We start from the raw sequence: 23,374 nt of genomic DNA on the forward strand, positions 1-23,374 counted from the left end.
ACAAGGACAAGGACGGCAATCTGCAGGATACCTCAAGCCTGCGCGGCAAGGACATGTTGAGCCTCGCCGAACTGGCCCGCCGCACCCATCACGACGTGCGCGATCTGGACCGCGAAGCCTTCAAGGAACAACGCCGCGCCCAAGCCGAGCCAGACCTGACCCGCGACACCTCCATTGATCGCTAAACCCTGAGCCGCGCGCTTGGCGGGCAACGCCCGCCAGGGGCATACGATGGTAGGCCGACAGGCCGCCGATAGGAAGAAAATCCTTGCCTCAAAAGCACTTGCATGGCAATAATGTTCTCTTTTTGTTCGGCGACATGTCGAACGCAACAGAGGAGAATTTACGAAAGGAGGCTTTATGCCCGACACCCCACCACCATCCAACCCCGCGCTGATCTGCGACTGGCAGGAGTGGCTGCCTTACATTGAGGAAAGCGATCTCGGCGACGATCAAAAACGCCAGATGATCGAAACCCTTTGGTCCATCGTTCTCGGTTTTGTCGATCTGGGCTGGGAGTTGCACGCAACCTCGCAAGAAACCTGTGGGCAAAATCTGGATCTCAAGACCGCGCTGGCCCGAGATGTGGTACAATTGCAGAACACGGGTCAAGACAAGGAGGCGCTATGAACCAGACAAATTCTCCAGACAAAGCTGTTATCTACTGCCGCGTCAGTTCTCGCGCGCAGGAAACTGAAGGCCACGGCCTCGAATCCCAAGAAACCCGCTGCCGTCAATATGCTGCTGCCAAAGGCTATGAAGTGGTCGCGACCTTCCCCGACACGATCTCGGGCGGTGGAGACTTCATGAAACGCCCCGGCATGGTGGCGCTTTTGGCGTTTCTGGATGCCCAGCCGGACGAAAACTATGTCGTCATCTTTGACGATCTCAAACGCTATGCCCGCGACGTTGAGTTCCATTTGAAACTCCGCCGCGAGATGGATGCACGCGGGGCCGTCCGCGAATGCCTGAATTTCAACTTTCAGGACACGCCAGAAGGCAAGTTCCACGAAATCATCATCGCCGCCACTGGCCAGCTTGAGCGCGAACAAAACGGGCGGCAGGTGGCGCAAAAGATGAAAGCGCGGATGCAGAACGGCTTCTGGATTCACAACCCGCCCATCGGATACCGCTATGAAACCCAGCCCGGTCGGGGAAAGGTTCTGGTTCCCAATCCGCCTTTCGATTCCATCATCCGCGAAGCCTTTCACGGTTTTGCCAGTGGCCGTTTCCAGACACAGGCCGAAGTGATGCGTTTCTTCGAAAGCTTCCCCGACTTCCCGCGCAACAAGCACGGCAAGATCGTGCAACAGCGTGTGACCGACATTCTCACGCAACCCGTTTACACGGGGCACATCTGTTCCGAGACCTATGGTATTAACTGGTTGAAAGCGCAGCACGAACCGCTGATCTCCCTTGAGACCTTCGAGAAGGTACAAGAGCGTCGTGATGGTGCGGCTTATGCCCCGAAACGCAAGAATATCGGCGATGAGTTCGCTCTGCGCGGCATTGCTGTCTGTGGCGGCTGCAACGTGCCGCTGCGCTCTTCACTGGCGCGCGGAAAGATGGGCAAACGCTATCCGTATTACCTCTGTCAGACGAAAACCTGCGACCACTACGGCAAATCCATCCGCCGTGATGTGCTGGAGGGCGAGGTTGGTCAATTGATCAAAGACCTGCAGCCATCGCCCGGTCTTATCGCCCTAGCTCGCGCGATGTTCCGCAAAGCATGGGACGCCCGTGACGCTCAAGCCAAGACGATCCGCGCCGCCGCAACGCGCCAGATCAAAGCGATTGAAAAGGAAGCTGCAACATTGCTTAACCGGATCATGGGCGCGACCAATACGCAGGTGATCGCCGCCTATGAGACAAAGCTGGCTGAGATGGAAAAGGAAAAGGCGATTTTGGCAGAAAAACGCGATAATCAGATCGTGCCCACAGGAACGTTCGAAGAAAAACTAGAACCCTTGCTGCTGTTCCTATCTAACCCTTTGAAGCTGTGGGCTTCAGGCTCTGTTCTTGCACGCCGTGCAGTCCTGAAACTGGCCTTCGCAGACCGCATCACATACGACCGAAATAAAGGACCTAGAACCCCGGAATTGTCGTTTCCGTTCAGGGCTTTAACTAGCCTTGCAGGGCCTTTTGAAAGAAATGGTGCGGGTGAAGCACACGTAACACCCCCCAAATAGACCACAATACAGTCTAGACCGGCCCTAGCCCGCCAAGCTACAAGATGGGTGTATTTCACAATACCCCCCAATACGCCACAAATCAGACCAACCAAAACAAGGCGCAGACTGGCGGGCTAACTGGCGGGCTGAGACTATGGGCAATCTAACTGCGGTAGGGATAAAAAAAGCCGGTGACGGTCGCCATGGTGACGGGGCGGGCCTTGAGCTTCACAAGTCCGGTGCGACGGGGAAGTGGATATGGCGATATTCATTCGCAGGAAAACGCCGCCAAATGGGGCTTGGCACCTACCCTAATGTCGGGCTGTCAGACGCGCGCAAAGAGCGCGGCAGATGGGCGCTTGTGCTGTCACAAGGCAATGACCCGATCACCGAACGCACCGCCAGAAAAAACGCTGCGAAGGCAGAGATGGAGCGGAACGACCCGCCCCTTGAAGTTTTGGCCGCGCAGGTGTTGGAGTCCAAAAAGGCCGGGTTGCGGCGTGAGGGCAAGGCCGCACGATGGTTGTCACCTCTGGAGCGTCATGTCTTCCCGAAGATCGGGCGTAAGCCCATTTCAACCATTCACCAAAGCGACGTTAAGGCGGCCCTGTCGGGCATTTGGCGGACCAAGACGCCAACCGCCGAGAAGGCGATCCAACGGCTTCGAATTGTTTTCAGGCAAGGAAAGTTGATGGGGTTTGAGTGCGACCCCTTCACCATTGACGCGGCGCAGCACATGCTTGGGGAGGTCGTCCACACAGCAGCGCCAATTCCCGCGACCCCGTGGCAGGACGTGCCGGCGCTTTTCGAGAAGCTGGAGGATCAAGGCGCGGTCTCTTCCTGCTTGCAGCTGATGATTTTAACTGCGGTGCGTGCAAGCGGCTGCCGAGGCATGCGGTTTGACGAAATCGACGGGGATATATGGACCGTGCCATCTGAGCGGATGAAAGGTCAAGTTGGCAAAGTGCGAGATTTTCGCGTCCCCCTGCCCGCCGCTGCGATGGATTTGATAGAACGTCGTCGCGCTCTTGGCGGTGCGTTTCTGTTCCCCGGCCCCAAAGGCAACCCTGTGACCGACGCCAGTCTGTCAAAACGCATGCGTGACATGGAAGAGGCAGGCAGGCCGCACGGGTTCCGCACAAGCTTTAGAACCTGGGTGCAGGATACCGATGCCTGTAGCTATGACGTTGCCGAAACAATCCTCTCCCACTCCATAGGCGGGAAGGTAGAGCGCAGCTATGCCCGTTCTGACCTATTGGACCGCCGCCGCCCTGTCATGGAGGCATGGGCGCGACATGTCACCGGCCTGCAATCGGCAGGGGTTGTGGCGCTGCGGTAGCGTTCACCCATCGCGCAAAGGTTTTTTTAATCAAGGCCCGATACTTTGCCCGCATGAAAACAGTAAGAACATTTGCCCCCGAAGAACTCGAAATTCTCGAAGTCGAAGTTTTTGGCAAGACCGTCAAAATCGGTTGGCCGAAAGAGTACCTGCGCCCTACGGCGTCACATCCTCAAAAGTGACGCTTGATATTTTGAGCGTCATAGTTCCGCCCTTAGGCTTGGCCCTAAACCGCAGCTGCATCGGGTTGTCTTGCCCTACAAAGTCCATTGAGTGTACACCGTTCACGTTGGTGATTACTCCTGGTTGCACAGTGCTGGTGTCAGGATCGGTCCATGTGAGAGCATTAATAACCAAGGTATTGCTTGCGCCTGCACTGTGGGAATAATCCTCAACAGTCCAAATCGCTCGATATGTTCGACCAGATACAGTATGCACCATAAATCGCGGAGATATGTCCACGCTCACCCCTGAATCCCCGCCGGAATTGTACAAGATTTCGCCGCCATCGACCGTGAATTCGCTGTCGTAAACCCATTCGTTAGGGTCAAGCAGGTTAGGATCAGTCAGCAGATCAGGCCCACTATTCACCCCGCCATATGCCGCCACTTCACCGGCCATGGCGTTGTAAATGCGCTGCCCCATGCCGCGCTGACCATTTGGACCAAAGTGCAGAGGGTCTATGGCGTCCTCAGTCTTAAACAGCCCGCTTGCGCTCACAAACATGGTATTTGCCACCCGGCTTGGTGTGGCGCGGATCGCGGCGCGGATTTCTGACCCTGTCGGGGTTATCGCGTCATCGCCAGCGCCAATCTCAACCGCGATGAAGGGCGTGGCGCTGATCGCAGGGGCGTCAACGCGCAGCGCGGCAATCATGGCGTCTAAAGCAGCCGCATATTGGGATTCCGTCCACTGCGCCGATGCGGCACCTTCGTCTTCGCCCTGCACCCAAATCACCGCACTGAACACGGCGTCAGGATAGCTGGCGGCGAAAGCATTAATCCGGGTCACGGCGTCATCATAGGCCGGGTCGTCTGGGTTCCACATGTTGTCAAAAAAGCCGGTGCCACCATCGGCGCAGGGAATAAACACCAGCTGCGCACCGGGGTTCGCGGCCATAAAGGCGCGGGAAAACTGCACATCCGGGCCGAATTCATCGGAATATGTGGTGATGCGGTGGTCCAGCGGCGTGGTCGGCGCGACCAATGCCCCGGCCTGATCGTATTGCAACACACCCGCAGGGTGCAACGGCAGCCCATCCAACCCGGCTCGCCCAACCGCGTTTGACTGGCCCAGAATGGGGACAACGTACATGGGCGCAGAGCCGCCCGACCGCCTCAAGCGGGATATCAGTGCTGGGTTCATCCCTGCCCCCGAAGAACAAGAGAAACATCGAGATCAGCACTTCCCCCTGCCCCGTCCAGAACCGGCTTTAAGAATTGCGCAGAACTGGAAAACTCAAAAAGGCCGTTTTCGGTCGCGGAAATCAGGGTGCCCGCGGTGTCCTTTACGCCGAAAAATGTCGCGCCATCGTTCGACGCCTCAAAGGTCACAGTCCCACTGTCGAAAGTGCCGGAGATTTGCACAGACGCGGCCAGTGGGGCCAGTCCGCTGGGGCTATACGCATCGGCTGCGTCGTCAGTCGCGACACCCGACCACGTTACCTTTGTCGCGGTGGAAAATGCTTTGTCAGTTGTTGGTGCGGGCATATCAATCTCCTTTTTCGGCGCATCCGCGCTCAAGCTTCCCCAGCAGGACAACGCCCGTGGTCTGTGATTTTTGGTGCATGCTTTCGATCAGGGCAGCGGCATGTCGCTGTCGATCATCCAGTGTCGCGCTACAAAGGGCAGTCTGAGAGACCGGCGAGGCGGCACAACTCGCGAGTGCGATCGGCATCGTCACCCAAGTCAATATCTGGCGCATTTTCGATCCTTTCGACGGTCTCTTTTTCGGCTTGGATGTGATCGCGGGCATCGCGAAGATCATCGTTGCGCAGGGCCAGCCACCAGACCGCAGCGGCAAGGGCCACGATGAAACCCGCGAGGAAGAGGCGGTCCATTCTCACAGCCCTTCAAGGCAAAGTTTTTGCTCAGCGGCGCGCCGGTTCGACAGTCCAGGAATGGCCCGCCCCCCTGCCCGGTTCCAGCGCGGCAACTCATTGCACGCCCCGACCATGTCGCCCGAGTTAAGCTTGCGCACCAATGTTGAACGACAGGCCGCGACAGTACCAACGTTATAAGCCCAACTGATAACGGCGGCCTTCATGCCTTCCGGCATTTGTGCCTCTTGGTTATCATCAATACACTCAGACAGCCTATCAGCATACGCCTTCACCTGCTGCGCAAGCATGGCATCGCATTCAGCCGGGGTGTGCGTGTCTCCCGGTTGAACCCCGTTGGTTTCGCCATAACATACCGTCCAGACACCCACGATGTCGGGATATGCCTTTGTGCGTAGCCCTTCCCATGGAGCAATAACCGCAGCAGCGGCGGCGACCGCAGAGGCCGCGCCGAGCATGAAACGTTTCTTCATGTCTTTGCCTTCGCTTTTGGGGGCTTTACCGTGTCCTGACCAGATACCCGTTTGCGGATGTATCCTAAGATTTGGATTACCAGCCACACAGCTGACAAAATCGGAACCATATGCGCAGCAACTTGGCTGGCAGTTTCTAAAGCTGGCAACCACGCAGGCAGCGTAATGCCGCCAATTGCCACTCCGTTTGTTGTTTTCATCATCACTCCCTCGTACTGGCCTGCGGTCACTTTCCAAGTCATTCGTTTGCTCCGTTCTAAACTTCATAGAAACCGGCAATCGCGGCCTGCGTGGCATTGCGGAACCGGTAGCGGCGGGACGTCTGGTCAGCCAAGGCGTCGTCAACCCCGGAAGTGTTAAACAGCGGAGCGCCATCAGTTGCGTTGTTGTGCTCCAGTGTGATGGCGGTCCCGCCACCCTTGTTGTTGATGATCTCGAATTCGGCATCGGCGCACGGGTTGGGCGCTTCATTCAGAATGGTGCCACCGCCTGAATCTCGCGTGTATCTGCGGCAAAACGCGGCCATCGGCTCGCTTGTCCCTTCGTCTGAACTTGGCAGGCAGTCGGAAATGGAAAGCCCGGTATAATCAACGTCGGGAGACGTGGCGGGCCAATCTCCGAATTCACTCACCTTGCAGCCGTGCATGGAGCCTTTAAGAATGGCGGTCCCGCCGCCGGTGACACCCATGCGGATGCCAGACCCTGAATTGGAAAAATCAACATTCTTAAGGTCGAAGTTGTACTCTTTCCCGGCGGCGCTCGATTGGATGTCAAAGCACTGCTTCGTGCTGTTCACATTGCCGCCACCGTTCCAAACGAACGGTCGAGACCCATCGAGAATGACCTTTTTGCAGTTGGTGAACAGCGCGTCGTTGAACACAACAGCGCCGATGTCGCCGTCGCCTTGGATCAGGATCGGGTTGCAATCTGGGCTGTCCAGAATTCGAAGATTGTTGAATACCATTTCGTGCGGGTTGCTCGTGCTCTGGTATCCGTCACCAAGAGCATTTGCCCCGGTGATCCCGCGCGCAAAAATGTCATTCCCCATAAAACGCGGATATTGCTGCCCCGCCAAAACAGGTGGCCCAGACGATGGGGCCCCAATCGACACGAGGGACGTCCAGTTCTCAATGACAGCCCCCTGAACAGTTACGATCCTGGACCCATAAAACTCTAGCGCGGATGCAGCCGCAGTGCCGAGCATTTTCGCGACACGACCATAGTCAGACGCTACGAACGCGCCGTAAGCCGTGCTGTCGCAGCCGTCCAACGTAAACGTGTCGGCGTCCACAACGGTCACAGCAAATTCGTAATGGTTGATTTCGGTCATCCCGGCGATGTCCGCAAGTTTCACGGTGTCGCCTGTTGAGTACCCGTGGCCCGCAACTGTGACAGCCGCAGGATTAGCCTGCGTGATTCCGGTGACGCCTTGCCCTTCGGCCTGCGCGCGAATGACCTTCGCGCCAATTACATCCACAATCCCGCAGCGCGCGAACTCTAGCGCATCCCCGGCCATTTCGAACTCGCCATCAAGAAGCAAATAAGGTTTGTTAGCAAACACCTTTGCGAAGCCGACAACCTCCAGCCCTTCCCCGACATTTCTGAATGTCATGCCAGGGGCCAAGTAGAATTCCCCGCCCTCACTGGTATCGGCCCCTAAATCAACGGGGTTGCTGTAGCTGTGCCCAATCTCACCGGACCCGGTGATTTCGTAGTAACCTCCGGGCTGGCCACCCTTGAACAACACGCAACAACCACCCGCACCGGCCTGACCATAGCCGCCGGTCCAATCAGGCATGGCGTCTTTGTTGTTGGTCAGAACACCGTCAACGTGAAACCGGATGTTTGCCCGCGCAATGTCGCCCGAGAAAATATCTACCGATCCCGTCGCATCCGTCTGCTCGCCATCGGCAAGCTTTACCGTCGAGTTTTTCCCAATAATCACCGCCGTATTGTCGCCTGTAATCTCACAGCAAAGTTTGTGACCGGAAATGTGGCTGTTATCACCGGTGACGCGCATAAGGTAAGTTCCGACATCGGCAAACCGTATCGTCCCGCCGCCGTTGGTGGTGAAGTAATCAAAAAGCTTCTGAGCGATTGGCGAATTGTCCGTCGACGCGTCCGCAGCGCCGCCGATCTGCTCAATGTCCCAGACGCCCGGATCGCTGGGGATCGCGTAAAGCTTCACCCCTCCTGCTGTGGTAATGTGATGATCGGTAGCGCCGCTTGCGGCCTCTTTATACCGGAACTCACCAGCGACCCAGATAGCCCCCTCGCCTCGGGCAACTTCCGTGCTGGCAATGAGATCCGAAAGTGAACTGTAAAGCTCAGATGACCCGATCAAATAATCGTCGATTGGGAATCCCGGCAAGCTCGCCGCCGTGTCTGGGTCAGTGACGTCTAGCTTGTACGCACCCGACGCCAGATAGGCCGGGGCGAATACCCCGGCTGCGTTGGCAATCTGGTCATGCAAGACCGTCAAATCTGCGTCCGCGTAGATCGTGACGGGGGTTGTTGTCCCAGCCTCATAGGCCGCGATTACAGCGCCCGCGACCGGGTCGCCATTGCCGTCGTATGCTCGGACCGTAAGGCCGTTGTCGCTAATGAGTGGCATAGAGAGTCCCTTATTTATAAACCGATATCGGCCAATGCCTGCCGCCGCGCTTCAATCCCGCGCGCTGATGCGCTGCGCAACCAATCCGGGGCATTTGCCCCCTTGCCCCCAGCACCCCAAACGGCGGGCTTACCGAATCCGACATGCATAGAACCGGGCTGCATATAGCCGTCACCCGCGCCTATGCCCGTAACGCCGTTGGCCTTCGCGCGCGCAACAATCTCTTCGAAAATGGGCCTGTCGTTCGGGTCGTTCCAATCAAGCTTGCGCCCGCCTTGGAAGAAAAACGCGTCGGCTGCGTTCCCGTGGTCGTGCCGCACTGATCCCGTACGCGGCCCGCCCGAGCCTTTTGGTGCTTGGCCGCCCGAAAACACGCGCATTTCAATGCCCATGTCGCCAAGAAAGCTCATAGCATTCATAAGCTCGCCGCTAATTGGGCCATTTCGAATGGCGCTTTGGTTGGTGTATTTTAGCCAATCGCCACCCTTGCTGGGTTCTGTGCTTTTCCCTGCTGGCTGTTGGGCCATCCCCGCGAGCATGTTTTTTTCGGAGACCTTAGCTTGGCCGTTGAACATCCCGCCGCCCGCGAGCGCATTCATGAATTGCTTCTGCTGGATCGGGGCGGCAAAGCTGCCAACCCGGAACTGTTCCGGCTCTTGCGGTGCTGCGTATAGACTGAGGACGTTTGGCATTTGGCCTCCATGTGGAAAGGCCCCGCCCAATTTGGGCAGGGTTGTCAGTGTGTCGAATGGGCGCTTATGGTTGAAACCGACGCTCGCAGGTCATAGGGTGCCCGTCATGAACCCGATATTCTTCTTTCAGGTTGTAATGGCCACGTTTTTAGGCGTTGTTCTCGCCGCATGGTTCTTATGGTCTGCGTGGACATCTGTGCGCTTAGAGCGGACGGGCGTTTCTCAAAGCCAATTCCCTTTGCGTGTCCTGCTTGGCCTGTCCGTCCCTTGGCTTCTTGTCGCCGCTGCCGCATATTTTTATTAACCTTAGCGCGTGGCCGAGTCCGTTGTCCGGCGGGACAGCGCTCTCGCAACCGCCTGCGCAATCCAGCGCCGCTTTTCTGCATTGCGCTCCGTTGATAAAGCCGCCGACATGGCTTTCTTCGGGTCTGGGGACATAAGAATATCCGCGACAAGTTTTCGGGTGGCTTCGTTTTGCCCAGACGCGAGCCTTGCGGCCGCCCCGCCCGCGCGGGTTAACGCATTGCCAGCGTTGCCGGATGCGAGTTCCTGACCGGCCCGCATCACATCTGCTGCGAACCCGGTGCTCTCAATATCCGCCAGATTGTCAGCCGTGCGCGACCCGCCCATAGCCCTGTTTTGCGTTTCCCACATCGTATTTTCGCGCGCAATCCTCTGGTCGAAAAGCGCCGGGTCAGTTGCCAAAGCATTGGTTTCGGCTTGCGCCTTGGTTGTGGAGAACGGCTTAGCCTTGTTTGCAGTCGGTGACGCGTTCCGCTCAAGCTGGTTCAATCGGGCGTCACCGTATCCGACTGCGGTCGCGCGGCGCTGATCCGGCGTCATCCCCTGGATCGCGCTGACATTGTCAGCCCCACGCCCCCGCGTCGCCATTTTCGCGCCTTCATCAACGCTGTCGATGACCTGAGAAGCCGCCCGAAAGCTGTCGTTGGCAAGGCGATAAGCATCGGAACTGCGCTCCAACGCCTGATCAAGCTGCTTTACCAACTTACCAAGCTCTCGCGCTTCGTTGTTGCGCCCCCCTCGCAAGGCTGCACCCACGGCGTCCTGCACGTCCTGCTTCACGCCTAAAACACGGTCAAAATCGCTCAATTCACGGGACAATTCTCCGTCCGGTGCGGGGTCAGCCCTAAGCCTATCCCGGAACCGTGCAAGTTTCGCGTCTATACCGTCGCCAGATATATTGCTGCCCTTCATCCCGCCGATACGTTGGTCTATGACGCCTATAGCTGGGCGGGTGTCGACCGGCTTTGCGTTTTCACGCGCGGCTGAATACATCACGTCAGCAACTTCGCCTCGTTTCGCTGTCAGGTCCGCTTTGGTCTTCGCCGCTGTTGTGCCTTTAGTCTGGAACGCATCGTCGATGAACCCCCCCAAGCGGTCGCCTTGGTCCAACTGCCTCAAGCGTAGGAATTGTGCAATTTCTTCGGCCCCGTCGTCCCCCGCGCGGGCGATCCCAGACGCGCGCCGGGCCCCAGCCGTGCCGAGAGCATCCATCATGCGGAACTCTGGCTGGCCTTGCCGCGCGGCTAGAGCTACATCGTCGGCTACATCGTCAAGATTACGACCTGACTTGCGCAAGGTCTCCAGGGCGGCGCGGTTCGCACGAGCTTCGTTCCCGCGATTGAGCACGCCCCTGACAAGGTCGTCAGCAGCCCCGAGCCCTCTGCTTGCGACGTGGACGGCTCCCGGCACCGCCGCGCCAAGTCCTGCCCCGATCTGGCCATATTTTAAAGCCTCCTGCGCCTTCTCGCCTTCCTCTGCGCCGCCCGAACCCCAGAGTGCGCCCTCTGCGCCGCCAAGCACCGCGCCACGCGCCATTGCCCCAAGCGCTGTTCTGCCCACTGCGAGCGGAGCAGTCGCAACGCCTGTGCCGACACCCGTCATGATTGCCCCGGCGGTCTTGCCTGTGCCGTATGCACCGGGGTAGCGCTCTTGGGCTAAGCGGTTTGCGTCTCGCGCCGCCTGCTTATCGCCACCAAACAGCCCCAAAACTTCGTCTGCCTGCTGAAACGTCGCCCCCTGCAAGGCCCCACGATAGGCCGCGCCGGTTTCGCCAATTGCGCGCTGATTGACGGGAGCGGTCGCGCGCAACCGCTCAAGCTCTGCGCGCTCGTTCGGTCGCAAGTCGCCAAGAACCTCAAGGGATTCAAGCACACGCCGCGCGTTTTCTTGGTCTCCCGCAGGCCCAGAGGGTTGAACGCCCTCAAGTTGCTGCAACATCGTGTCTATATCGGCCATTATTGCCCGCCTTTTAGCATGCGCAATCGCGCCGCAAGTTCCGCCCGCAATTCGGGTGACATTTGGTCGGGCGGCATTTTCTGCATCAGATCCTGGATCTCGGTCGCGTCCATTTGCGAAACATCACCGCCGCTGCTGTATCCCGGCCCGTGGATCGTGCGCATGATAGCAGCCTCGTAATCATCCAGGTCCCGCTGGAAATTAGGGCTTGCGGGGTCAAGCGCACCAGCCTGCTCAGACAATAGCTTCAGTTCTTTTTCTGTGACGTTCCCTAAGGCCCCACCTGTCGGGCTTTGACGTCGCATTGCGTTCAAGGCCTCTGCAGACGCAATCGACTTTAGGACATCGACCTGCCGATAGACCTCGGCATTATCGCTCGAAGGGTTGACGCTGGCCAAGCGGCCAAACATGCCACGCAAAACCCTGTCATTATCGGCGGCTTTCGCCCGACTGGCTGCGGTCGTAACGACATCGGCGGCGTTTTCACGCGCGGCACCTTGCTCAGCGACTTTCCCCTGTGCGTCAGCCAACTCCTGAGCCGCTTGCGATCCTGGGACCGCAGCGGCGGTCGGCAGGCCGGTTGCAGGGTCAATGACGGGCTGGCCGGTCTCAGGGTCCAAAACATACCCGTAATCAGTGGAAAGCTTGCCGAGCGCGGGCGCACCGCCCATGTTATTGTTGACCGTAACGCCACTGCCCTTGTACTGCGCGTCCGGGGGGATCAACCCAGCCTGTTGATCGTGATAGAACTTGCCGTGACCAGACATCGGCGCTGGCTGCTCTGGCACCATCCCGCCAAGATCGACCTGCCCGCCGGAAAGCGCCGTGCTGAAACCGTTCAAAACCTTCAAGACTTCCGGGAAGTTATCAACGTTCACCGTTTCAGGTGGCATCCCTGCCTCTGCCAGTTCCACGGCATAACGTTGCACCCACTGTGCCACGCCCGCTTCACCTTGAACAAATGCCGATTTCCCGTGCGCTAAAGCGATTTGCGTTTCCTGAGCCTCTTTGGCGCGCTCGGCCTCCGACATTTGAGCGGCGTGCTGCTGCATCGCCTGCGCGGCCTGACTTTCGATCTGATCAAGTCGCGCCTTATTCAACTGCATGCTTGCGCCGTGGCTTTCACGGTCCATTCCAAGCCTCGCCCGCCCGCTTTCCATCTGGAAATTGTGGCTTTCATCCGCGCGCCCATCAGCCGCCTGTTGGCGTTGAATTTTTATCGCCATCATCGGATCCAAGCCCGCCAGTGCATTCAGCGCGTTTTGTTCGCCGCTCGCAATGCCCTTGCCATGCTGGGAATAAATGTCCGCAAGCGCGTTTTGCTGTCGAGTTTGGCGAACGGCGTTTCCGATGGCGATTCCCTGCCCGAAGGACTGGCCTAAATTAAATTCGGTCATGATTTACCCCCAAAACCCGCCAGCGGCCCACGGCGTCGAAAGCGCGTTGGCGGTCCCGCCTCCCCCGCCGAAATAACCCGCCTGACTCATGCCGCCGATTTGCGCAAGATTGTTCAATGTGCCATTCAAAGCTGATGTTTGGCCCGCATATCCAGACGCCCGCGCGTTGCCGCCCGCCATTAAAGCGTTACCGACTGTTGAGGCGTTTTGCGCCCCAAGAGCAGCGCCCGTATTGACCGCCGTCTGACCTGTCCCTGCGAGCCCAGAAAGCCGGTTCAGATAGTTCCCATACTCTTGATTGGCGGAGCCTTGCGCGTGCTCCTGGAGCCGCAGAAGGGTGCCGCCGCCAAGCCTCTGCCCGGTCACGGCAGCGCGGCGCTGTATCGCTTTTTGCCCTTGATCGAGATTGTATTGGTAACCCGGCGTTTCTTGAAACCCGCTATACTCGAAGGTCGCAGCATCCGCTGCGGCCTGTGCTTCCTCTCGTGTGTCGAAATATCGGCCGTTGACCATGAACCGTGACGGGCCGGTCGTCGTTGTGCTCTCGCCTTTCGGAATCCCGAGGCGCTCCCAAGCGCTTCTGACATCCAGAATGGGCGAGGTTGATTCCGCCGAGTTTGCTGCTTGCACAATCTCTTGTCCGGGGATTTCCAGCACTTCGGGGGTTATGCCCGGTGCGGGCCCTAAGCCCATCTCGTAGTTTAGCGCTGAGAGCGCGTTGTAGCCAGACTGGCGATAAGGTGCCAAGTCCTCGCGCGAAAGGTCATACTGGCGAGCGGATTCGTCTGCGGCGTCTTGCGCTGCGCTTGCTTGTGCATCCGCAGCCTTCGAAGCGTTTTTACTCCCGATGACGCCCGAGACTATCGAGCCGCCTACCATCGCTGCTACTGGTCCTGGCATCGGTTGAACTCCTTAAAAATTTCCTCGGGGGTTTCTGCATAACTGCGGTATATTTCCGGGCCGACCCTTCGCGCCCAAGCGTCGCCACCGCATATCCACGCGATCAGGTGCAGCAGTTGGTAAAAACCGGCACGCAGCATGTAGGATTTGCAAACGTCCTGCCAATCGCCCCGGTCGAGAACGTTCGCAGACGTCCATGACAAATACAGCTGCAAAAACGCGGGCCTCAACAGGTGGGAGTGCGCAGCGAAAAACGGCTGGTATTCCTTCCCGAAGGCAAGCCACGAGATCAGCCCGTTGTAGTCCTCACACTTCCCTTCGTCCTCAATGTCGTCCCATTCCTGCAGTGCCGTCCAAAGCTGTTCTGCGAACGAGCAGGCGCTTTCATCGCCGCAAAACCACACCCGGAAACGGTCATTCATAGTTTCGGACATTAAACCGTCCGCCCTGAGATTGTGACGGTCAAGGCGCTGGCTGACGTGCCCGCTTCCAAGTGGAGACTGCCGCCCGCCTGAATGGCATGGTTAACTAGGTTGCTGAGACTCACGCTGCCACCCGCCGCAACCGCAAGCCCAAAATAAACCGCCGTTGCGGCCCCAGCGCTTCCGCCGCTCGGGACAAGCCATACTGACAGGGTGTCTGCCGTGCCTGTCGGATTGCAAACAGTCGCCGCGTCAATAACGGTCAAAATATCCGCCGTGAACGCCGCCGATGAAGAAAGTGGGGCCTGTGTCTGACAAAGTTGGATTTTGCTCATACCGGGGGAAGCTCCTGTATCGCCTCACACCCGCCGAAAACGGGCGCAAGGTCGGTTTTGCTTGTTTCCACTGAAACGGGGGCTGGGCCGCTGGATAAAAACGCCCCGTAAACCCCAACGGGCGCAGCGCTTGCCACTTCGCCGGCGCTTTCTGCGCTGGCCGCTGTTGTGTTCGATTGCAGAATTGCCTGATCAAGCCATCGGAGAAATTCCGGGGTTGAATGCACGTCCGTTGTGCCTGGTCGCACAAAGCCCATCTTGCCGCGCGGGCGGAAGGAGGGGAGCCTAGCCACGGTCCACCGCCACGCCGTGGATGTCACGGCTCACAGGGTCTGTGATACGCACGCGGATTGCCCCACGGCGAAACTGGCCCAAGGCGTGCCACGTCACCCGCTTCCCATACTGACCGGGGCCAGCCAAGTCGCGCCAGTGCTCCTCTCCCCAGTTGAAACCGTCGCGCGTCGACTGGAGCATAACTTGCGGCGTGCGGTCGATGTCATCGCCGCCACCTGAAATATCAAGGTGAAGGCGGGCGACCCGGAACGGCTGGCCGCTATTTTCAACAATCGGGCTTACAGCTTCCGCCGCCAGAACTTCACCAAAATCGGTGTAGGTGTCTTCGCCAATCGTTGCTACCCTGCCATCTGAGGTGCCGAAGTACTCGACACCGCCAAATGTATGACCGCACGTCGCACCCCAAGGGCCGCCCGAAAGCCCCGCGGCGCGCTCGTGCCAAAGCCCCGTCTTTAGGTCGACAACAAGGGTGGTCCCCTCTGTCCGCCGGATCGCGTAAAACTCGTGGCCACGCTCGGAAAATGTATAGGCACCGGAAATCGTGCTTTCGGACAGTTCGCGCCGGATTTCTGCGGTGTCGATCCATTCGGGGCCGCTACCGAAGCTGCGACCAACCTTGCCATCCGGGGTGACCCAAAACACGGCGTTGTCGGCCTTGGCAATGCTGGCGCCTGAGACACACCCTTGCTCAATGAGAGCGCCTTTGTTCGGCGTAAACGGAAAGGTAAGCTCGCCACTGTTGTAAAACACTTGGACGGTGTCAGTTCCGAAGGCCCAAAGCTCGTTGTGATCCGCAATCAGGCCGACCAGCGCATCAGGGTTGCTTTCTGCATATGCGAATTCTAGCGCGTCAAAGGTTGTTCCATCGTCCAAGCTCGAAACCGTGAGCGCGTCAGCCCTCCCTGCGGCCTCTCCTGTGACAATGAAATAGCCATCGAGAAACGCGACGCCCGTCGCGCTGGTGACAGCACCGGTGGTGTATTCGGTAACGCCGGTCCCGTCGCAAATGTAGTACCGACCGCCGGAGACAATCGCCAACTCGTCGAAACTCGCGGCCATGTGCGTCTCACCGTCCGCAACGCTTCCGATTTCAGTCGCGGTTGCTGCGGTGATTTTCCACACCCGCCCGTCAGAAACGGCATATTGCGCACCGCCCATAGTGGCGATTGCCCGCACGTCTGCGCCAGTGCCGAGGTCGGCATACTCAACCAACCCCCCGCGCCCAAACAGCACAAGCGGAGACGCCCCGTCGCTGATATGGGCGAAATAGTTGATCAAGCGCTCACCGTTGAACCCATTGGATCCGGGCCTCGACTGCCTTGCGAGCGTGGAAAGTGTCATCCAGAAAACGGCAAGTTGCCGTCCCGATCTTCGCGCGCAGGCGTGTTTGTTAAGGCCGTTGGAATAGTCATTTCTGGCATGACATAATATGCGGCTTGCAGGCGACGCATGAAGCTATCGTGATCGAAGGTGCGCGGAGCTAGATAATCCGGCCCCAAGCGCTGCGCCAAAAGGTAGACCGTACCCTCAAGGAACTCCGGGCCTAGGCTGAAAGTACTGGTAAGCTCTTGGTCGGCGTGCTCAACGTCAACACCGTCAGCCTTCCAGCCGTGCAACATCGCGTTAAATGCGAACAGGCCGTCTGAGGCCATGCTGGCAGGCATGTTTTCACCCTGCCCCAGAACGGCAATCTTGCGATGCGCTGCGGCTATTACTTCGCGAACTGTAGTCATTTGGTCACCCGATGGATGTGCTGACAGGGGCCGCCAAGCCCCCGCCAATATTGCTTACGATGTCAAGCGAGCGCCGCGTCGGGGGTCCAAGACTTCACGGCCCCACAAAAGGTCAAAGCGCATATTATGGCCCAAGGTGTTACCATCGGTCCACTCAGAGACGGAAACGGTGACATGATTCCCCGATTGCGTCGAGGTTTTAAGACCTGCATCGCCGGGGATATCAAGCGGACGAGAAACAAGCGATACAGCTTGAGGGTCAAGCAGCAGAGACTGGCGATATGCTTGCCCACCTGTGCCGCTGGTCACAGTAATTGCCGCGTTGTTTGCGGGCTGAGCGGTTACGGTTTGGAACGCCCCCGAAGTGATGATAGGCGGTGAAACCGTCAGGCTCGCGGGGCCTGTGGACGCGCCGGAATCCGCGTCCGCAAGGACCGTAAAGCTTTGCAACCGCCCGGTGTCGGCCTTTGTCCCGGGGTGGATCGAGTTAACGCCAGTAATAGTGAAGGTATCGCCCGCCTTGAGGATGCCGGTCGTCGAATTGGTCCAGCCATCGGTCTTAAGCGTCTGAGACCAAGTGTTTTTCGCAGCGTCATAGGTTGTTGCTTGAGACCCGCCATTGACCAAAGGCGTACCGGTCGCCACGCCGACCGTGTGAGTTGGCGTGAAAGCGGTTTCGTAATTGTCAAACCCGCCTGCGGTGCCGATCATAGCCTTTTCAAGCGCAGTCTTGTTGCGGCCCTGAATGTTGCTGGTCGCGATAGCATTGGACAGCTTCGCCCCAACAGTCGGGGGATGGAACCCCAAACGGCCAGCAACCGGGATGCCCACGTCCGTCATGTAAGCCCCCGCCTCTGCCAGTTCCAAAATTGTAGAGGGCACAGTGCCTGCAGTGCCGTCAAAGTGGTAGAACTTGGTGTAGAGTGACGCCAGAGAGTTTTCGATTTTCTCAGCCGCTCGGCGGGCCATGGGCTTCACGACCATTTCAGACCAACGGTCAAAGTTCAGCGTTCGGTCCTTCGCGCCAATCGTGACTTTGTTAGACCAGGTTTTATCCATCGCAACAGAGACGGTGCCTTCGTTGACGTCTTCACTGAACCCCGTCAAATCAATGTCGTCGTCTTGGCCCAGATATTGCATTTGGCGGCGCACATAGACAGTATCGCCGTTTTTCTGGAAGTCGCTCGACATATCAACGCCGACCATTTTCCCAAGAACAAGTTCCTGCTCAAGAAGGCGGACAAATTCCTTTGAAACCGCCGTTGGGGTATAAAACGAGTTAGACATAACTCATATCCTTTGCTTTAGAAGGTGCCGCCCGCTTCCCGCCACTTGTCATATTCGTCTGCGGTCATTTTTTCCGGGTCTTTTGTCGCCGTTGCTTTCGCTTTGACGGGTGACACCGGGTCGGGGGCCTGTGTTGTGGTGCGGGGCTGTGGTGCGGTAAGCGTCGCCTCGATCTTGCCAAGCTCCACCGCCGCGCTATGGGGCGGGAGTTGACTGATGCGGGTGGCTTCCGCCGGGTTTAGCCCCAGGTGATAAGCAACGTCTGCGCCCTGATCCATTTGGGCCACAACCTTGCCGACTTCTTCCGAGATTGGAGCGGTGAAGGCCACCTTCTCAAAGTCTTTGTAGCGCGTCTTCGCGTCTTCAACTTGGGACTGCCAGCCTTGGGCTATCTCCGTTTCCGTCTGCTGCTCGATGCGCTCAGCTTGACTTTGCTGGGCCGCGCGTTCCCGTTCAATCTGGGCCTTCTGCCGGCCGTCCAACTGACGAACGGCCTCGTAGCCTGCCAATGCGGCCTGGTACTCTTCAAACGACTGGAAATTCGCTTCGACTGGCCTGGGGCTTGAGAGATTTCCCTCGTACTCCTCCAATCGGGCCTCGGTTTCGGCAAGTTTTGCCGAAATCTGCTCCTTCTCGGAACGCAGGCGCTCCATCGCCTCGCGACGCCGCTGATGGCGGCTTTTCCCGGTGTCGGCTTTCGTCTGGTCTGCGTCGCCCTCACTTGGGGCACCTGCGCCGTCTGCTTCCGCTTCCGCCGGGGTTTCAACTTCTGGTGCCGTGGCTTCGCTCACGGCTTCTGGGGTCGCCTCCAATTGTGGGGCAACTTCGTCCTGTATCGGGGTTTCCATGATGTCCTCTGGTTAAAAGCCTAGGGCTGTTTGCTGGCGCGATGCCAGCGCTTGCGCGACCTGCTGCTGCACTATTGCTGCAATGGTCGCCTCCAACTGGCCAGACCTCACAAGAAGCTCTAGCTGTTGTTCTTGGACCTCAAGCGCGGCTTTATCCGCATCGGCCTCGGCCTCGCGCGTTTCCGCACTGGCCTTTTGTAACTCGATCATTTGCGCTTGCTGTTGCAGTTGCGCCTGGGCCTGCGCTTGCTGAACTTGCATAGCCTGCGCCTGTTGTTCCTCTGGGGTGTCTGCGCTCTGGTCGCGCATGCCCGGTGGCAGCGCCTTCGCCAAACGGTCCGCGATTTTTTCCGCGTCAGGCCAATCCATGGCCTTAGCCACAAGATCGCCAATAAGCTGCGCCGCTTGGGGGACATTACGGATAAACTCAAGCATACCCTCTTGGGTTTCCTGCCTGCGGGTACTGTAATTCGGCCCGACCGAGACACGCAAATCATAGCTGCCAACCGTCAGGTCATTGATTGGAATTTGCACGCCGTTTTCGATCACGAACCCGTTAATTTCGACCTGCTCCTCTTGGTCGTCATCGCCGAGGATTCGGACGATCCGCGCGGTATCATAAACCTTCGGTATCATGCTGATAAGAATCCGACCACATTGCGCAATCGCCTTTGCCATGTTGTCGGTATAGATTGACGTAGAAACGTCGCTTTCCATTTGACGCTGCCGAATAGCGACGCCACTGGCCTCATTTGAGCGGCTCCCAAGGGCCGCGTCATAAATACCGGTTGTCGCTTTCATGTCCTCAGAAGCGGCCATAGCCTCTTGCGCAAGGCCTTGAGACGCGACCGGCGGCGGTTGCCGTTGCGGTGGGCCGGGGGCTTTTTCATCCGGGTTGTAAGGCAAAAATGCATAATTTTCGGAATTCGCGTTTTGCCAATAGCCACCCAGGTTTTCAAACTGCTTTATGGTGCCGATGTAGGGGGCTTTGGGCTGCATCGTGACAACCTCAGCGGACGTAGACCGGAAGAAATTGTATAGCTGCTGCGAGTCTTTAGCGTGACGGATGACGCTAGACCGGTAAACCTCCTCACCTACGTCCCACTCTTCGCCAGAAACCGCGACAATTGGGATATACTTGCACGGAATGCTCTTAGGCCCCTCAAGCAAATCATTGCCGCTGATTTTTGCCCATTTCACTTGATGGGTCTCAACCTCACGCTTTCTAACGATGATTTCTTGCGGCAAATCGTCGGCGGCCTCGTCTTCGAAAAGCGTTGAGCCGTCGGCCAAAAGTAAGAGGGTGCGGGACGCTGGCTCTTTCCAAAAGTATTCCGCAATGATTACATTGCTGCCCTCGCGCCAATGCTGCAGGCCGTCAGTTTTCCCGTCATGGTCCACGTCCTCTTGCGATGCCTTAGGGAAGCTTTTCTTAAAATCATCGGCAGACATTTGCTCGGTAACGAACACGTATCCCGCGTCTTGCTTTGTCGGGGTTTCCGCTGCGGGGTCGAAATACACAGAAAAAGCGTTTCGAATGCGCTCAATCTTGATCTCTTGATTAAAACTGTCTTCACGCTCCCAATCTGTACGAACGCGGAAATACCCGATCGAACAGGCCGCTGCGCCCTCAGCGGCCTGTTCGTAGACAGACGACGCGTCACTGCGCTGCTCGATGTGGCGGATCAGGCCCTCGTAGATTTTTGCGGTGTCTTCGGTCGCTTTATTGTCGGAGGGCGAAACTTTGATTGCGGGGTTCATGCGGCGGATGTCGCCGGTCACCTGTCGAACAAATTGGGGCAGGCGGTTGATCGTGATGCACGGCTTTCCTGCGACTTCACGTTCTTCACGAATTTCGTCGGGCCACTGCCCAACGCCGGTAAGCTGCTTTAGGTCATCGAGGGCGCGAGCGCGGTTGTCTTTGTCCGCTTCTTGCGCCTCGGCCATCCGCGACCGTGCCATTTTGAGAATGTCGTCTGGCTTCATTTCATCCAGCTTCCGCCGCTTGGGCTCAATTGCAAGTTCGACGCGTCGGGTACGGTCGAAACCATGTCAGGGAACAATTCAGTGAGCGCCCACACCAGAGCGTCGGCGCGGTCCGGGCTGTCGTCGCCCTGGTAACCCTCGCTCGTGAATTGCATCATTTGTGTCTCAAGCTCAGGGAGTTGACCTACATGTCTGACCCGACCTTGAGCGTAAAGGGCGGCCACAGGCTCGGCCCTGATGTGCTTGCCGCGACTCGCGCGGACCTCGATAACGTTGATGTTTGGGGCGACGGTGCGGATCGTGTGCGCCACCATATCGCCGCCGTTGTTGACCTCTGCAACAATCGCGTCCGCGTTGTGTTTATGATAAAGGGCGATTGCCGCTTTAGCCCACTCAAAGGGCGATCCCTGCTGGCTGGCGTCGTCTAGGATATACCCGGTTTGGTCTTCGCTTATCCCGGCTGCAACAATTCCGTGCTTGTCGCTCTCGTCCGTGTTGGTTACCGCCGGGTCTACCGCCACAAGAACACGCCTCAACTCTGGCGCGCTTCTGACGCGATACGTATCGACGTCGGCTTGGGACCAAAGAGCGCCAGGGAGATCCCCGAGTATTTCTGCACTCAACTCCTGCCGCCCTAAGCGCGTCCCCGCGTATCTGGCGTGAACCTTGCGAATAAAGCTCCCGGCCAAGTTTGCCGCGTTATCCATCGTGGACCCGCGCGATATTTCGACCTTGCCCTCTTTGCCCGCGACGATTGCCTTGATCAACTCAATGGGCCGGGGCGTGGTCGTAACCATCGTTTGCGGGTGATCGCCGCGCCTCATCCCGAACTGCAGCATATCCCAAGTCTCGCGGGCGTATCGGTACTTTGCCAACTCGTCCACCCAAGCGGCGTCAAACTCTGGGCCGCGAAGCTGGTTCGGCTGTGTGCCGTTGTAGCCAAGAGCAAGCGCGCCGCTCGGCCAAGTGACGCGCACCGGCTTAAACCGGACAGAAACCTCTGGGCATATTTTCTGGATGCGCGGGACCATGACTTCTTCAAGGTCTTTTTGCGTTTCAGCAATAAGCGCTATCGAACGCGCGCCCTCCTGCTCCTTTTCAACAACCCAATTTGCACCGGCCTCTGTTTTCCCGAACCCGCGACCGGCCAAAACAAGCCAAATGTCCCAAAGCCCGTCTGGGGCAATTTGCTCAGGCCTCGCCAAGAACCCCCGCCAATCACGAAGAAGGGTCTCGGCCTCTTCATCACTGAGCAGCGATAGCGCCTGCGCACGGTCCTCAGGACTCAGTCTGGCCAGTTGCTGCGCTACGCTCTGCGATGCCATCTAAAAACTGTTCAATTTTTTCCCTGCCGCCAACCACTTCGGTCTTGATTGGCTGGTCCGGGTCGCCGCTGAGTTGGACTCTATCCTTGAACATACCGAGGTGCTTGCCCAACTTTTCCAAGGCGGCGTTTTTATCCCACACTTTCAGCTTGTGGACGTGGTCCACGATGGGGTTGCCATCTTCGTCGACCTCCCCGCCTAACTTAGTGACGACCTCGACCGAGGAAATAGCCCCTGCCGTATCGTCGTCCCAATCATGCACATCTATCAAGGCCCCCCTGTTTGATAGGACCCTGCGCAAGTCTGAGAACGCGATCCTCGCCAATTCTTCCAGTACGCGGTCTTGCGTGATTTCGGTGCGCTCGGAGCGGGCGGCTTTAGCCTTCGCGATCTCTTTGGCGACCTTAACATTCCCCAACAAGCGTGAGCCTTGCTGCTCAGCCGTCCTCTCGCTGTATCCAGCCCTGATGGCCGCCTGCGTTGCGTTAAGGTCTATAAGGTACTGTTCAACGAAACACTCCTGCTTTTCCGTGAGTTTTTTCGTGGCTGCCATGACCGATCACGCCGCGCTTGGGGCGTGCCTCTTGCCTGCTGTGTGGTGGAAATGAAAAACGCCCGGAAGGTTTCCCTTCGGGCGCTACTTGCACGGCTCTGCCGATAAATACTTTTACCCCTGTTTAGCGTTTCACGCAACCATTTTCGCTACATCTTGCGGGTGTGCGTATTCCAGATGCACCGCAACCTTGATTAGCTGGTCGCGCAGGCGGGCCATGGATCGACGCCTGTACTTTGTCGGCAGGGTTCGCAAGGGCTGACCGTGGCAGCATACATGCTCGATGATAGCCCGGTCGGTGCGGATCGGGGCCATGACGTGCGCCCAATGGCTCATGGCGTCGACTTGGGCAGCTATTGAGGCATCCGGCTTTGGCGATGAATCGACCTGCTCTTTCATCTCACCACCGCTAGATAGGGCTTCCGTGCGAGAGTAAGCGTCCCTGATCGCCTTGGCTGCCTGTTGCTCTGGCATGGTCAGGATGTCGCGCGCGATGATCCGATCAAGGGCGTCGATCCTCCGCCGGTTCGCCACCCGGTTGGGGCTGTCCTTGACTGGAACGACAAGCGTGCTGTGTGTTGCCGCTGCGGTTCCGGTGCCGTGATCCCCATTGAACTGCGGGAGCGATATTTTCGCCTTACGGGGCCGCCCGCCCTTGCGTCGTTTGGCTCTGCTCATTTTTTGATC

At 58.1% G+C, this 23,374-nt stretch carries 24 protein-coding genes; 4 read left to right on the forward strand and 20 right to left on the reverse strand.

The features are described from left to right. The 4 genes from ACRBB0_RS15165 to ACRBB0_RS15180 form a co-directional block, all read left to right on the forward strand. A partial coding sequence (locus ACRBB0_RS15165) for a hypothetical protein (RefSeq protein ID WP_431375288.1) occupies positions 1–185 on the forward strand: 185 nt, incomplete at its 5' end. 175 nt (positions 186–360) lie between these two features. Next, positions 361–630 (forward strand): hypothetical protein, encoded by a 270-nt coding sequence (locus ACRBB0_RS15170; RefSeq protein ID WP_431375289.1) that lies wholly within the window; start codon positions 361–363, stop codon positions 628–630. Next, positions 627–2,189 (forward strand): recombinase family protein, encoded by a 1,563-nt coding sequence (locus ACRBB0_RS15175; RefSeq protein WP_431375290.1) that lies wholly within the window; start codon positions 627–629, stop codon positions 2,187–2,189. Before ACRBB0_RS15170 ends, ACRBB0_RS15175 begins: the two co-directional genes overlap by 4 nt. Positions 2,190–2,325: 136 nt before the next feature. Continuing rightward, a complete protein-coding gene (locus ACRBB0_RS15180; protein WP_431375291.1) occupies positions 2,326–3,510 on the forward strand; it encodes a tyrosine-type recombinase/integrase in 1,185 nt (394 codons plus the stop codon). Between the two features lie 156 nt (positions 3,511–3,666). Here ACRBB0_RS15180 and ACRBB0_RS15185 read toward each other — a convergent pair whose 3' ends face one another. The 20 genes from ACRBB0_RS15185 to ACRBB0_RS15280 form a co-directional block, all read right to left on the reverse strand. Next, positions 3,667–4,875: a sialate O-acetylesterase gene (locus ACRBB0_RS15185; protein ID WP_431375292.1), complete on the reverse strand. Its 1,209-nt coding sequence runs from the start codon at positions 4,873–4,875 to the stop codon at positions 3,667–3,669. Beyond that, positions 4,872–5,219, reverse strand: a complete 348-nt coding sequence (locus ACRBB0_RS15190) for a hypothetical protein (RefSeq protein WP_431375293.1) — start codon at positions 5,217–5,219, stop codon at positions 4,872–4,874. Before ACRBB0_RS15190 ends, ACRBB0_RS15185 begins: the two co-directional genes overlap by 4 nt. Positions 5,220–5,347: 128 nt before the next feature. Next, positions 5,348–5,569: a hypothetical protein gene (locus ACRBB0_RS15195; protein WP_431375294.1), complete on the reverse strand. Its 222-nt coding sequence runs from the start codon at positions 5,567–5,569 to the stop codon at positions 5,348–5,350. Positions 5,570–5,571: 2 nt separating this feature from the next. Then, on the reverse strand, positions 5,572–6,042 hold the full coding sequence (locus tag ACRBB0_RS15200) for a lysozyme (protein WP_431375295.1): 471 nt from the start codon (positions 6,040–6,042) through the stop codon (positions 5,572–5,574). Then, positions 6,039–6,284 (reverse strand): hypothetical protein, encoded by a 246-nt coding sequence (locus ACRBB0_RS15205; RefSeq protein WP_431375296.1) that lies wholly within the window; start codon positions 6,282–6,284, stop codon positions 6,039–6,041. The genes ACRBB0_RS15200 and ACRBB0_RS15205 overlap by 4 nt, the downstream gene beginning before the upstream one ends. 14 nt (positions 6,285–6,298) lie before the next feature. After that, on the reverse strand, positions 6,299–8,656 hold the full coding sequence (locus ACRBB0_RS15210) for a ubiquitin-activating E1 FCCH domain-containing protein (RefSeq protein ID WP_431375297.1): 2,358 nt from the start codon (positions 8,654–8,656) through the stop codon (positions 6,299–6,301). Positions 8,657–8,670: 14 nt separating this feature from the next. Beyond that, the gene (locus tag ACRBB0_RS15215; RefSeq protein WP_431375298.1) at positions 8,671–9,348 is read right to left on the reverse strand and encodes a hypothetical protein; all 678 of its coding nucleotides are present in this window, start codon (positions 9,346–9,348) and stop codon (positions 8,671–8,673) included. A gap of 306 nt (positions 9,349–9,654) precedes the next feature. Then, positions 9,655–11,607, reverse strand: a complete 1,953-nt coding sequence (locus ACRBB0_RS15220; RefSeq protein ID WP_431375299.1) for a hypothetical protein — start codon at positions 11,605–11,607, stop codon at positions 9,655–9,657. Then, positions 11,607–13,004, reverse strand: coding sequence for a hypothetical protein (locus tag ACRBB0_RS15225; protein WP_431375300.1), 1,398 nt, complete (start codon positions 13,002–13,004; stop codon positions 11,607–11,609). The genes ACRBB0_RS15220 and ACRBB0_RS15225 overlap by 1 nt, the downstream gene beginning before the upstream one ends. 3 nt (positions 13,005–13,007) lie before the next feature. Beyond that, positions 13,008–13,904: a hypothetical protein gene (locus ACRBB0_RS15230; protein ID WP_431375301.1), complete on the reverse strand. Its 897-nt coding sequence runs from the start codon at positions 13,902–13,904 to the stop codon at positions 13,008–13,010. Then, positions 13,889–14,338, reverse strand: coding sequence for a hypothetical protein (locus ACRBB0_RS15235; protein ID WP_431375302.1), 450 nt, complete (start codon positions 14,336–14,338; stop codon positions 13,889–13,891). Before ACRBB0_RS15235 ends, ACRBB0_RS15230 begins: the two co-directional genes overlap by 16 nt. Next, complete coding sequence (locus ACRBB0_RS15240) at positions 14,338–14,661, reverse strand: hypothetical protein (RefSeq protein WP_431375303.1); 324 nt, start codon at positions 14,659–14,661, stop codon at positions 14,338–14,340. Before ACRBB0_RS15240 ends, ACRBB0_RS15235 begins: the two co-directional genes overlap by 1 nt. A gap of 285 nt (positions 14,662–14,946) precedes the next feature. Then, positions 14,947–16,233, reverse strand: a complete 1,287-nt coding sequence (locus ACRBB0_RS15245; RefSeq protein WP_431375304.1) for a hypothetical protein — start codon at positions 16,231–16,233, stop codon at positions 14,947–14,949. Positions 16,234–16,292: 59 nt separating this feature from the next. Continuing rightward, on the reverse strand, positions 16,293–16,688 hold the full coding sequence (locus tag ACRBB0_RS15250) for a hypothetical protein (RefSeq protein ID WP_431375305.1): 396 nt from the start codon (positions 16,686–16,688) through the stop codon (positions 16,293–16,295). Between the two features lie 54 nt (positions 16,689–16,742). Then, positions 16,743–17,975 (reverse strand): P22 phage major capsid protein family protein, encoded by a 1,233-nt coding sequence (locus tag ACRBB0_RS15255; RefSeq protein WP_431375306.1) that lies wholly within the window; start codon positions 17,973–17,975, stop codon positions 16,743–16,745. 17 nt (positions 17,976–17,992) lie between these two features. Continuing rightward, entirely contained in the window at positions 17,993–18,823 is an 831-nt protein-coding gene (locus tag ACRBB0_RS15260) for a hypothetical protein (protein WP_431375307.1), read from the reverse strand. Positions 18,824–18,835: 12 nt separating this feature from the next. Then, on the reverse strand, positions 18,836–20,809 hold the full coding sequence (locus ACRBB0_RS15265; protein ID WP_431375308.1) for a portal protein: 1,974 nt from the start codon (positions 20,807–20,809) through the stop codon (positions 18,836–18,838). Next, positions 20,806–22,134, reverse strand: coding sequence for a DNA-packaging protein (locus tag ACRBB0_RS15270; protein ID WP_431375309.1), 1,329 nt, complete (start codon positions 22,132–22,134; stop codon positions 20,806–20,808). Before ACRBB0_RS15270 ends, ACRBB0_RS15265 begins: the two co-directional genes overlap by 4 nt. Continuing rightward, positions 22,088–22,687 carry a terminase small subunit gene (locus ACRBB0_RS15275; protein WP_431375310.1) on the reverse strand — a complete coding sequence of 200 codons (600 nt, stop codon included), beginning with the start codon at positions 22,685–22,687 and terminating at the stop codon, positions 22,088–22,090. Before ACRBB0_RS15275 ends, ACRBB0_RS15270 begins: the two co-directional genes overlap by 47 nt. Positions 22,688–22,819: 132 nt before the next feature. Beyond that, positions 22,820–23,365, reverse strand: a complete 546-nt coding sequence (locus ACRBB0_RS15280; protein WP_431375311.1) for a hypothetical protein — start codon at positions 23,363–23,365, stop codon at positions 22,820–22,822. Between the last annotated feature and the right edge of the window lie 9 nt (positions 23,366–23,374).

This window comes from Pelagimonas sp., assembly GCF_050633425.1.
Lineage (GTDB): Bacteria > Pseudomonadota > Alphaproteobacteria > Rhodobacterales > Rhodobacteraceae > Pelagimonas.